The sequence below is a fragment of the Oceaniovalibus sp. ACAM 378 genome (genome assembly GCF_008085915.1).
GTDB lineage: Bacteria > Pseudomonadota > Alphaproteobacteria > Rhodobacterales > Rhodobacteraceae > Oceaniglobus.
On the sequence record NZ_VSJK01000006.1, the window covers coordinates 310,779 to 321,884 of the forward strand.

Annotated in this window: 9 protein-coding genes, 1 tRNA gene and 1 pseudogene; 4 read left to right on the forward strand and 7 right to left on the reverse strand. The window is 62.0% G+C overall.

The window, feature by feature from the left end; all coding sequences use genetic code 11:
* Positions 1-7: 7 nt before the first annotated feature.
* The 4 genes from FQ320_RS10295 to FQ320_RS10310 form a co-directional block, all read right to left on the reverse strand.
* A complete protein-coding gene (locus FQ320_RS10295) occupies positions 8-1,129 on the reverse strand; it encodes a DNA polymerase III subunit delta' (protein ID WP_148471857.1) in 1,122 nt (373 codons plus the stop codon).
* Complete coding sequence (gene tmk, locus FQ320_RS10300; RefSeq protein ID WP_148471859.1) at positions 1,122-1,766, reverse strand: dTMP kinase; 645 nt, start codon at positions 1,764-1,766, stop codon at positions 1,122-1,124. Before tmk ends, FQ320_RS10295 begins: the two co-directional genes overlap by 8 nt.
* Positions 1,763-2,929: a D-alanyl-D-alanine carboxypeptidase family protein gene (locus tag FQ320_RS10305; RefSeq protein ID WP_148471861.1), complete on the reverse strand. Its 1,167-nt coding sequence runs from the start codon at positions 2,927-2,929 to the stop codon at positions 1,763-1,765. The genes tmk and FQ320_RS10305 overlap by 4 nt, the downstream gene beginning before the upstream one ends.
* Before the next feature lie 69 nt (positions 2,930-2,998).
* Positions 2,999-3,895 (reverse strand): SPOR domain-containing protein, encoded by an 897-nt coding sequence (locus tag FQ320_RS10310; protein ID WP_255509451.1) that lies wholly within the window; start codon positions 3,893-3,895, stop codon positions 2,999-3,001.
* A 513-nt stretch (positions 3,896-4,408) separates the two neighbouring features.
* On the opposite strand from FQ320_RS10310, the gene FQ320_RS10315 reads away from it, so the two are divergent.
* Positions 4,409-4,498: transfer RNA gene (locus tag FQ320_RS10315), tRNA-Ser, on the forward strand.
* Positions 4,499-4,884: 386 nt separating this feature from the next.
* Here FQ320_RS10315 and FQ320_RS10320 read toward each other — a convergent pair.
* Both FQ320_RS10320 and FQ320_RS10325 read right to left on the reverse strand, forming a co-directional pair.
* On the reverse strand, positions 4,885-6,591 hold the full coding sequence (locus FQ320_RS10320; protein WP_148471863.1) for a recombinase family protein: 1,707 nt from the start codon (positions 6,589-6,591) through the stop codon (positions 4,885-4,887).
* Positions 6,588-7,049, reverse strand: coding sequence for a DUF2924 domain-containing protein (locus FQ320_RS10325; RefSeq protein WP_255509452.1), 462 nt, complete (start codon positions 7,047-7,049; stop codon positions 6,588-6,590). Before FQ320_RS10325 ends, FQ320_RS10320 begins: the two co-directional genes overlap by 4 nt.
* A 363-nt stretch (positions 7,050-7,412) precedes the next feature.
* Between FQ320_RS10325 and FQ320_RS10330 the strand changes: the two genes are divergently transcribed.
* Positions 7,413-8,696 (forward strand): DNA methyltransferase, encoded by a 1,284-nt coding sequence (locus FQ320_RS10330; RefSeq protein WP_255509453.1) that lies wholly within the window; start codon positions 7,413-7,415, stop codon positions 8,694-8,696.
* Positions 8,693-9,391: a DUF5681 domain-containing protein gene (locus FQ320_RS10335; protein ID WP_148471867.1), complete on the forward strand. Its 699-nt coding sequence runs from the start codon at positions 8,693-8,695 to the stop codon at positions 9,389-9,391. Before FQ320_RS10330 ends, FQ320_RS10335 begins: the two co-directional genes overlap by 4 nt.
* A gap of 23 nt (positions 9,392-9,414) precedes the next feature.
* On the opposite strand, the gene FQ320_RS26390 is transcribed toward FQ320_RS10335, so the two are convergent.
* The gene (locus FQ320_RS26390; RefSeq protein WP_255509454.1) at positions 9,415-10,776 is read right to left on the reverse strand and encodes an ADP-ribosylglycohydrolase family protein; all 1,362 of its coding nucleotides are present in this window, start codon (positions 10,774-10,776) and stop codon (positions 9,415-9,417) included.
* A gap of 155 nt (positions 10,777-10,931) precedes the next feature.
* On the opposite strand from FQ320_RS26390, the pseudogene FQ320_RS26395 reads away from it, so the two are divergent.
* Positions 10,932-11,106: pseudogene (locus FQ320_RS26395) on the forward strand (IS6 family transposase); the annotation flags it as partial.

The window sequence follows — 11,106 nt, forward strand, 5'->3', positions numbered from 1 at the left end:
CGGCGGATTACCCTGCGGCGATGCGTGCCGCCGTCTGGTTGATGGTCAGTCCCATATCAAGGATGAGCGCGGAGGGGTCAAGGTTCACCGCCCGTCCATGTGCCGCGCGGGCCGAAAGTGTCTGTTGCACATCGGCCCAAATTCGCGCCGCCCAGGGGTCGGGGGAATGTCGTGACAGGATCGCGGATTCACCCCGGACGATATCCGCCAGCGGAGGAAGCCCCGCACCGCTGCGCGCCAACCGCGCCAAAAGCCGGTCAATCAGCCGCAGGGTCATGTCAAACCTGTCGGCCTTGGCGGCACCTGTCATCGTGCCCGCAAGGGTAAGCAGCGCGGGGCGGTCCATGTTCGGCGCCGTGTCCAGCAGGCGCAGCAGGTTGCCATAGATCGCCAGCCCGCCCAGACGCAAAAGGCGCACCGCTTCACCCACCGATCCGGCCGCCAATTCGGCCAGTGCCACGGGATCATCGGGGGTTTCACCCGCCGCCGTCAGCGCCCTCGCCATATCGGCGGGCAACAGGGGCGACAGGCGCAGAGTGCGGCAGCGCGAGCGGATCGTCGGCAGCAGCCGCGACGGTGCATGACTGATCAACAGCAGGGTCGCATTGGCGGGGGGTTCTTCCAGCCGCTTCAAAAGTGCGTTCGCCGCCTGCGGGTTCATGTCATCGGCGCTGTCAACGATGACCACGCGCCGTCCGCCCTCGGCCGATGACAGGGCAAAGAAGGCATTCAGCCGCCGGACCTCATCCACCGTGATCACGGTCTTCAGCTTGTCGGCCTTTTCGTCATAGGCACGGCGCAGCAACAACAGATCCGGGTCGGACAGGGCGCGGGTGCGGTGCGTCACCGGATGATCGGGCGGCAGGGCAAGGGTGGTGGGCGGATCGCCAGCGAACATCCCGCCCGGTGGGGGTTGCGCGATCAGGAACCGGGCGATCGTCCAGGCCAGCGTTGCCTTACCCACACCGCGCGGGCCGGTCAGCAACCAGGCGTGGTGCATCTGGCCACGAGTGAAGGCATCCAGCATCTCGGCCTGCGCCGCATCCTGCCCGATCAGGGACAGGGTGTTGCGCGGATGCGGTGCGCCATCAACGGCATCGGGTTCGGGCGGAGCGGTGGCTTCAGCCATGGGGCAGGCGCTGCGTCAGTGCGGCCCTGACGGCCTCGGCCACCCGATCGGGCGTGTCGTCGCCCGGCACGGTGACAAAACGGTCGGGCGCGGCGGCAGCCAGTTCAAGGAACCCGGCGCGCATCTGTGCCAGAAAGTCGCAGCCGAACCCTTCGAACCGTTCTTCGACAGTGCGCCGGGACAGGGCGCGGGACAGTCCCGTGACCGGGTCTATGTCGATCAGCACGGTAAGGTCGGGTTCGATCCCGATCATCAGGTCATGCAGCGTATCAACCAGCCTGCGCAGATCGCCGGGCGCCCGGTTGCGTGCGAGCCCCTGATACATCCGGGTGCTGTCGGCGAACCGGTCCGAGATCACCAACTTGCCAGCCGCCAGTGCCGGTTGGATCGTGCGCTCCAGATGATCGCGACGGGCGGCGGTGAACAGCAGGATTTCGGTTTCCGCCGACCAGCGGTCAGGCTCGCCCTGCAGGACCAATGCGCGAATTTCCTCGGCCCCCGGGCTGCCGCCGGGTTCGCGGGTCAGCACCACGTCGCGCCCTTCGGCGCGCAGGGTATCGGCCAGCCGCCGCGCTTGCGTCGACTTGCCGGACCCGTCGATCCCCTCGAACGTCAGAAATAACCCGGCAGCACTCACCGAAGCTCTGCCGCCTCGCTCATGAAATCGCTGAACAGCCGCTGGGCGGCCAGTTTCAGCCGGGGCAGAAAACCGCTGACCCCGACATTGCGGTCGGCCAGCAGATCGACGCGGGCATCGGGCAGGCCATCCAGCGCGATCACCAGTTCGCCCAACCGCTGACCCGCCACAATCGGCGCTTCGAACGGGCCGGTATAGATCGCATTGCCGGTCAGTTTTTCCTGTTGCAGGGCTGGGATCAGCACATCGATATCCTTGGCGGCCACCAGCCCGATCTTGTCGTCCAGCCCCAGCCAGACGTCGGCGCGGGTGATTTCCTGTCCCTTGGTCACAACGGTTTTCTGCACGAACTGGCGGAAGGCCCAGTTGACGATCCTTTCGGCCTCTTCGGCGCGGGCGGTGTCGCTTTGCAGTCCGGTGATCACAAAAACGATCCGCCGTGTCCCCTGCGTGGCAGAACCGACCAGCCCATAACCCGCCTCGGAGGTGTGGCCGGTCTTCAGCCCGTCAGCACCGATCCCGAGGGTGAGCAGCGGGTTGCGGTTGTTGTGATTGGCCGGGACGCGACCGTCGTACTCAAACAATTTCTGCGAGAAATAGCCGTAATATTCGGGGAATTCGTCAATTATCCGCGCCGAGAGTATGCCAAGATCCTGCATGCTCATCCGGTGGTTGGGCGCGGGCCAGCCGCTGGAATTGACAAAGGTCGACGCGTTCATGCCCAAATCTTTTGCGCGGGTGTTCATCATCCGCGCAAAGGCATCCTCGCTCCCGGCGAGCCCTTCGGCAACCACGACGCAGGCATCATTGCCCGACTGCACGATAATGCCTTGAATCAACTCCTGGACCGTCGGGCGGTCAGTCACCTTGAGATACATCGACGACCCGCCCATCGCTGTGGCGCGCGACGATACTCCGAACCTTGTGTCCAGCGTCACCCGCCCGTCGCGCAGCGACTCGAACAGCATGTTCAGGGTCATCAGCTTTGACATCGACGCCGGGGGCAACGGCACCTCGGCGTCCTTGCTCAGCAGTACGGTGTCGGTGGTCATGTCGAAAATCCACGCAGCGCTTGCGCGGGTTTCAAATGCGGCCCGTGCAGGCAGTGCGCAAAGTGCGACAACGGGCGCGAGGATCAGCGCAAGGGCGAGGCGACGGATCATGATCGATGCTCCTTCGGGACGTGCGGGTTACGGCAGAGGTGCCCGGACAGCGATAACACGTCGCGCCGGTCAGTTAGCGATGAAATAGGCGTCGGTGAACCCGAGGCCCTTCACCTTTTTGAGAAGCGCCGTTTTCTCGGCGTTGGTCGTGGCCGGTCCGACCACCACGCGATAGAACGTCTTGCCCTTGGTGGTCTGTTCGTCCACCGCCGGAATCATGCCCGCCCCGCGCAAGGCGGTGGCGGTGTTCTCGGCGTTGGTTTTGACGCTGAAAATGCCGATCTGAATATAGGGATCCTTGATCGTCGATGCAGGGCGCGACGGTCGCGGCACTGCGGTAGCGGCGGGTTTCGGCGCGGGTCTGTCGATTGCCGCGCCGGCGGCAGCAGCGATTGTGGCGCCCTCGGTGGCGGTGGCGACACCGGAGGGCGAGTCAAGCGACAGCGCCTCAATCTCTTCGGGCTTTTCCAGCGTCGCGAGCGCCTGAGCTGCGGCAGGCTCCGGCGTTTCGGACACCTCTTCACGGCGCAGGGCGGTGACGTTCAGCTTGCCTGGTTGCCCGGCCAGAAGGCCCAGAGCTTCGGCAGCGTCCGACGAAACCTGAATCCGCGGTCCGGGATTGTCCCGTTCGCGGCGGAACAGCGCCCCGATCACAAATTTCTGATTGGCTTCATTGCGGATGATCACCCGTTCCGGGTCTTTGACATCGGAATGGGCCACCCAGACCCCACCCAGCGACGGGCGTCCGTCCCACAGGCCGGCCTCGGTCACCTGAAACACCTCGGGAGCCTCAATATCGCGTTCGACCAGACGTGTCGTTCTGGAGGCAGATCCATCGGATTCCCCGGTCGCACCTGTCTCCGACTCCGCTCCCGAAGACATCGGAAACTTGAAACCGTCTTCACATGCGGCAATCAGGCTGACGACACCCGCAAGCATGGCCAATTTCGCCCGCGATGATTTCATACGGTCGCCCTCATGGTTGCGCGGGCGTTGCCGCGCTAAATTGCCGGTCTCCGGCGTTGCTGCTCTGCGCGCGCCGCACCGCGACGCGCCATGCTATACTAACGCGTGTGGCCATTGAATGAAAGTGGCACCGCAAGCATCATTGGATTTGTGACTGTCCGGATTGGCAAGCGCAATGTCGGTCCCTCGACCGCAAGGAGAGCGTGTCTGATCGGCTTGCGAACACCGGGCAATTTCGTTGCCCGGGCAGGGCGCAAGGCACCCAAGGCGGCGCTTGTAACGGGCATGGCACAGAAGAGCCCGGACCCGTTTTCGAGCGGCCGAGCTTCAGTTTGGTGCGCCCTGCGTTCGGATGACATCTCCAGCACGCGCTCGTCCCTCCCCGCAGGCGCGAAACTCAGCGGTACCAATGGGCATAAACGCACCGCTCCTCGCTGGATCGCGGAAAATCCCCGCTTCCCTGAAAGCTGGGGCTTTTCAAATCGCGCCACCTTGCCTATGCCATCACCCGACGGAGGAGTGGCAGAGTGGTCGATTGCAACGGTCTTGAAAACCGTCGTGCGTGAAAGCGTACCGTGGGTTCGAATCCCACCTCCTCCGCCAGCCACCCCTGTCTCGCCCGATTGCTTCGTTTTGCACTGACTAATACCGCCAGATTACAGTGGCTTACAGCGCTTACCTCGAAGCAGAGACATGCGTTTCTCGGACCTTTTGGTGAATTTCCTGCGCCAGTCTCAGCCGCCTCGGCGGCTTGGTTCGCTTTGCCTTGCGAGCAGGCTTCTGTGGCGCGCCCTGTGCAACAACACGGAATTTACAGGGAATAGCATCGTTATTTGAACAATAATCGCGCATTCCACCGCGAAACAACAGATAGTTTCAAGGCGTTAGAAGTGTATTCCCTGTTCTTCGGAACAGGGAATTTCAAAGCATCGATCAGGGAAACGAAGGTGCGGATCAAGGAATGAGTCGTCGCGAACAGGGTGGGTATATCAATAACTTGTGAGGCCGTAGAGGCGCTCCTGCTCGATCCAGCAGAGGGGGATTTTGCTGGACACCAAGCGTGCCAAGGTCAGATCGGGTGGTTGGGTTCCGGCCAAAATATGTTTCTGAATATTCGGCGAGAGAAATGCGAGCGGCGCGCGGGTGCGGATGTAAGCGCCTGAGTGTCCTGCGGCGCGCGCAACGTCTGCAAGCGGCATCCCGGTTTTCAAGCGCTCGGTCCAGACGTGTGCTTGCGCGAGGATGCGCAGGAGTGCCGGGTCGGGTGCGGGCGTCAGATCTCCGGTGGCAATCCGCACCTCAACTCCCCGGCGACGGATGGTGAAGGGCGTCCGAAACGCCAGAAATCCGGCGGCGCAGGCACCGGGAATTACACTCAGCCATTCGGAAAGCGTCTTTGCGCAAAGTGTTATCTGAAGGTGGCGAGGTCCGATGGTGACCGCCGCCAAAAGGTCCGGCAGTTTCTGCGCACCTTTATTGCGCAGATCATCTACCAGCGCGGTAAGTCGTTGTGCTATCTGCCCAGCTGTGGAAGCCTCGGGTGAGGTCAGGATGTTGTGGGATTTTACTGCATTTTCAAAATGCCGGATCAGAACGGTGGCAAGCGTCTGCTCTACGGCTGAGGCTGACAAGCGCCAGCCGGTTGGGTCGGTGCCGCCAGAGATCAACCGGTTCGAGACATAGTAGTGGAACCTGCGACCATGCCGCAGGGTATGTGTCGGGGTCAGGCGATCCCCGGTCTCGTCGCGCAGGATCCCTGTCAGCACGGCGCCGGACGATATGGCAGGGCCGGGTGCGCCTATGCCCAAGTCGGACGTGGACGCTCGGTGCGTGCGTGGGCGCTGGCTGGCCTGCTGCAGGCTTGCCTGCACCACGTCCCAGAGAGGTTCTTCGATGATGGCAGGGTGTAGACCCGGGTAGGTGGTGTTTTTGTGGCGGATCAGGCCGCGGTACACCGGGTTGCAGAGCAGATAGTGGATCTGGCCGCGGGACAGCGATTGGCCTCCGGTGACTTTGCCTTGCGGCGAGATGCGTGCTTTGGAGGTCAGTCCCAGCAGTTTTGCGCGATCCTCGACAGCCCGCAAGGAGTTCAACTCGGTGTAGAGTTGAAACACCGTCTGGACGGTGGTGGCTTCATTGGAATTGACCACCAATTCGCGGCGCAGAGGATCAGGATGTGGATCGTAGCCCAGAGGAACCGTGCCGCCCATCCAGAGCCCCTTCTTCTTGGAGGCGGTGATTTTATCGCGGATACGTTCGGCGGTGACTTCGCGTTCGAACTGCGCAAAGGAGAGCAGCACGTTCAGGGTCAGCCGACCCATCGACGAGGAGGTGTTGAAGGCTTGGGTGACAGAGACGAAGGAGCAGCCTGCCGCGTCGAGCCGTTCGACCAGTTTGGCAAAATCCGCCAGCGAACGTGTCAGCCGGTCGATCTTGTAGACCACGATCATCCCAATGCGCCCGGCATCGATATCCGCCATCAGTCGCTGCAGCGCCGGGCGCTCCAAGGTGCCGCCCGACAGGCCCCCGTCATCGTAGCGGCTGGGCAGCAGACGCCAACCTTCATGGCGCTGGCTAGCAATGTAAGCGGTACAGGCTTCAAATTGCGCATCAAGGGAATTGAACTCTTGATCCAATCCGTCGTCCGAGGATTTGCGGGTGTAGACAGCGCAGCGGATCTGCGGCAGCGGGCTCAATTTCGACTCCGTTCGGGACGTTTGCGAGTTCTGGACTGATCTTGCGGGCTCCCAAAGAACCGTGGCCCGGACCAGTGCGCACCGGTGATGGCGCGGGCGACTGCCGAGAGCGATTGGTATGTCTGCCCTTTGTAAAGATGACCGTGATCGGTGACATCCACGACATGGGTCACGCCGTTCCATTCGCGCAGATAGCGACCGCCAGACTTGAGGACCGGTTTGGATGCGGCTGTCTTGCCGGTCGCAAGCCTGGCAAGTTGGGTTTTGGCGACAGCGGGCAGCGGTCCGTTGGCTTGTGCCTGCAGTTCGAAAGCGATGATGCGGCGCAGAAAGGTCTGGCTCAATCTGGGCGGTGGCTGACTGTCGTAGAGCTTGATCCAGAGCGCAACGAGTGCGTCGCGCGCGAGGGTCTGAACGTCTGAGGCAGCCAAGGCTGATTCGCGAACTATATGGTTCAAGGTGTGGCTCCGGTGTTTACGAGCCACCTCCGGGCAGCCCTTGTACCAACCCGAGCCTGAAAACTATCAGGCCTGTGATACTTTGCGTGAGTGGCGCCGTAAGTCGAGCGAAAATAGGGCTAATTTCGCGCAATTTCGATTGTTCAAGGTCCCGGTAGTTGCTATTCTGTTCCTGTCTTGAAGGGGAGGCTAAAGCTTCTGCCAGTTCCTTTAACCGACACACATCAGATCTACCGGTTTCTCTCCGACCGGAAGCGATTCCTCGGTCGACTCCAACTTAAGTCCGGTTTGCAAAATTAATGCTCTTCAACCGTCCTTGGTGGCGCGCAGATGCGCGGGTCAGGGCCCGACTGGAGTCCGACCTTGGACCATCGAATTGAGTATTTGCCACCGCATGACCTGCATCCCTACAAGCGCAATGCGCGAACCCATTCCAAGGTACAGGTCAAACAGATTGCCGACAGTATCGAAGAGTTCGGCTTTACCATACCGATCCTGATCGACAGCAAGAACATGATCCTGGCCGGGCACGGCCGTGTTCGCGCCGCGATCCTGCTCGGAATGAAGACTGTGCCCTGCATTCGGACCGACAGCCTGACGGAGGCTCAAAAGCGGGCCTATATTCTTGCAGACAACAAGCTGGCCCTGAATGCTGCGTGGGATGAAGACCTGCTGGCCAGCGAGTTGAAAGACCTGCTGGAATCGGAAATCCCGGAATTCGACATTGGCGTGATTGGCTTTTCCGTGGCCGAGCTTGACGACATGATCGAGGGGCTGGAACCGCAAGAGCCGGGGAACCCGGCGGATGACGTGATCCCGACAAAGATTCCGAAACGCTGCATCTCCGGCGATATCTGGCAGTTGGGCAATCACCGCCTGATCTGCGGGGATGCGCTCGATCCTGATGTGGTTGCCCGTCTGATGGATGGGGAGCGGGCGCGCATGGCGTTCAGTGATCCGCCCTATAATGTGCCGATTGACGGTCACGTGGGCAATTCCGGCAAGACCCAGCACCGGGAGTTTGCGATGGCGTCCGGGGAAATGACCCAGGCCGAGTTTATCCACTTCCTCACCAAGGCCATGCGGAATTTGCGCGACCACAGCCAGGACGGTTCAATCCATTTTATCTGCATGGATTGGCGCCACATGCCGGAGATGCTGGCAGCGGGTGGCGCGGTCTATCACAGCCTCAAGAATCTCATTGTCTGGGTCAAGGACAATGGCGGTATGGGGACCTTCTACCGGTCCCGGCACGAGCTGATCTTTGCCTTCAAGAACGGCACGGCACCGCATGTGAACACCTTTGAGCTGGGCCAGCACGGGCGTTACCGCACCAATGTCTGGCAGTACCGCGGCGTCAATACCCGCAAGGTTGGGCGCATGGATGAACTGACGCTGCACCCGACGGTGAAGCCGGTGCAGATGATTGCGGACGCGATCCGCGATGTCTCGGCGCGGGGCGATATCGTGCTCGACCTATTTGGCGGCTCCGGTTCCACGCTGATTGCGGCGGCCAAGACCGGCCGCCGCGGATTTCTGTGCGAATTGGATCCAAGTTACTGCGACACGATCCTCGCGCGGTATGAGGCTGTCACGCGGGACAAGGCTGAACTGCTGGTCTGCGGCTGGCCGAAGGTGGCCGCATGACGGGCCGCGAGGGTGAGGAGTCCAAGGGCAAGCCGCGCTCTGGCTACCGGGTCGGCTACGGCAAACCGCCGGTGCGCACGCAATTCGTAAAAGGCATCTCGGGCAATCCGAAAGGTCGTCCGCGTGGTTCAAAGAACAAGCCTGTTGAGTTACGGGCGGGGCTGTTCCGCGAGATCTTCTTGCGCGAGGCATCGCGCGCACTCCCGGGGCCGCAAGGTGCTGGGCTGACGATGATGGAGGCCGCCGTTCGCAGAGTGTTTTTCGATGCGGCGAGTGGCAGACCGCGGGCGCAGGAATTGGCCCTGCGGCAAATGGCCCAGATCAGCCAAGCGGATGAGGCATTGGACACTGAGTTCACCAAGACCATGATTGAAGCCAAGGTTCGTGGGGAAAGAGAACTGGAGCGGCGTGAACGGTTCGGGCTAACCGATAAACCGGACCTGGTTCCCCACCCGGATGATATCAGCATTGATCTTGAGACCGGCAATGTCACGGTCCGCGGTTTGTACTGCAAGGAAGAAAGGCGCATCTACGCTCAGATGCGCGCCAAGGCGAAGATCCTGCGGGAAGGCTTGGCGTCCGTGACAGAAATGATCGCCCGAGAAAAATCGCCAGAACGACGCAAGAATCTGAAGCAATTGCGCGCTACCGCGCAAGCCAAACTGGATGAAGTCGAAAGCGCGCTGTCATTTTGAACGGCGGCGCGCGCTCGTTGATATCAGCAACGTTCGGCAGGCGCCAACAGTGACTCCGCCGCCTTCGTCAGCCGGTCGCACCAGGCAAGCTTTTCGCGCCACTTCTTGGGAATTTCGGTTGCGCCATAGAGTGCACCTGCCAACTGGCCGGCAATGGCGCCGGTCGTGTCGGCATCCTCGCCGAGATTGGCGGCCAGCAGCACCGCGCCCCGGAAGTCGCCAGTCCGTGCCACGCTCCACAGAGAAGCTTCCAACGCGTGCGCCACATAGCCGGAATCGCGGATGTCGGCGCGCGGCTTGCCGCGCCACGAGCCTTGCAGGATCGGGCCGATCTTGCCCGCATAACCCGCATTGTGATGGCGCAGCACCTCGGAACGGCGCGCGCCCGCGATTGCGTCGGCCAGCACCTCGGCATAGGCGACGCAAGCGTCTATCGCTTCCGGGGCGGCATGGGTGGTTCGGCTTTGCCGTGCTGCAACGTCACGCAGCATTCCGCGGTCGTTGAAGTGACGAATCGCCACGGGGGCGAGCCGCATCAGGCTGCCGTTGCCTGCGCTCATCGGATCGGTGGACCCGGCAAACGGATCGCCGGTCTTTTGCCAGCGTGCCAAGGCTTGCCGCGTGGTGATGCCGATGTCAAAGCAGTGCCCGGTGCAAGAATAGCTACCCTTTGCATGCCAGTCGACGAAGCGCTGCATCAGGTCTTTCTCGTCGAGTGCCGGATTCTGCTTCAGGCTGTCGGCGAGCGCCAGGGCCATAGCCGTATCGTCGGTCCATTCCCCGGGCTGCAAGCCGAAGGGACCACCCCCGATCATGTCCGTGAGCGCAGGATAGGTGTCGCGTGTTTTAAACTCGAGCGTGGTGCCCACCGCGTCCCCGACCGCGAGGCCGACGAGCGCGCCGATGGCGCGGTTGCGGATCGCCGCCGCCGAAGTCTCAGGCTCTGGCTCCGGCATCACTGTCTGCGCCATGACATGCGTCAGTTGGGCGCTGGTCTCGATGGCACCCGGGCGCACTGCGCGCACGGCCTTGACGGCTTGGTCGGCGGGCACGCCCATCCCGATCATCAGCCGCGCGGCAATGGTGCCTGCGCGTCCCAACCCGCCCTTGCAGTGCACCAGCACATCAAACCCCGCGCGGAGCCGGTGCATCAGGTCTGGGGCTACGTCCGCCCATTGCTGCTCGAACGCCGCATCAGGCACGGAGACATCCGGGATCGGCAGGTGAAACCAGTCCATGTGCCGCGCGCGGACCTCCTTGCCCATCGCGTTCACCTTGAGCGTGATCAATTCGTGATCCTCGACCAACGTGACCACCGCCACCGCACCCCATTTGGCAATGGCATCCAGATCAAGCCCGAGATCTCGGCTCCAGCTGCCAGACATTGCTCCCGGCTGGACCTTTCCCGGACAGAAGGTGATGCCGATGCGCCCGGTGCTCTTACCAGGCTGGACGGTGGCGATCTGAAGCGGATGAGACTGACGGCACTGTCAGAGGAAACCGGCTTGAGCCGGGCAGGGCGGTTTCGTAGCGTGGTCGGATGACAAGACGCAGCCCTTTTCGCTATTTCAAGACCAGCCCCGAAATCATCCGCCTGGCGGTGATGCTCTACGTCCGGTTCCCGCTTTCGCTTCGGAATGTCGAGGATCTATTGCATGAGCGCGGCATCGATATCAGCCATGAAACGGTGCGGTTCTGGTGGAACAGGTTCGGTC

Excerpts from the sequence above, each read along its gene's own strand:
- FQ320_RS10295 (WP_148471857.1), bottom strand. The coding sequence starts at position 1,129 with ATGGCTGAAGCCACCGCTCCGCCCGAACCCGATGCCGTTGATGGCGCA.
- FQ320_RS10305 (WP_148471861.1), bottom strand. The coding sequence starts at position 2,929 with ATGATCCGTCGCCTCGCCCTTGCGCTGATCCTCGCGCCCGTTGTCGCA.
- FQ320_RS10310 (WP_255509451.1), bottom strand. The coding sequence starts at position 3,895 with ATGAAATCATCGCGGGCGAAATTGGCCATGCTTGCGGGTGTCGTCAGC.
- FQ320_RS10335 (WP_148471867.1), top strand. The coding sequence starts at position 8,693 with ATGACGGGCCGCGAGGGTGAGGAGTCCAAGGGCAAGCCGCGCTCTGGC.
- FQ320_RS26390 (WP_255509454.1), bottom strand. The coding sequence starts at position 10,776 with ATGTCTGGCAGCTGGAGCCGAGATCTCGGGCTTGATCTGGATGCCATT.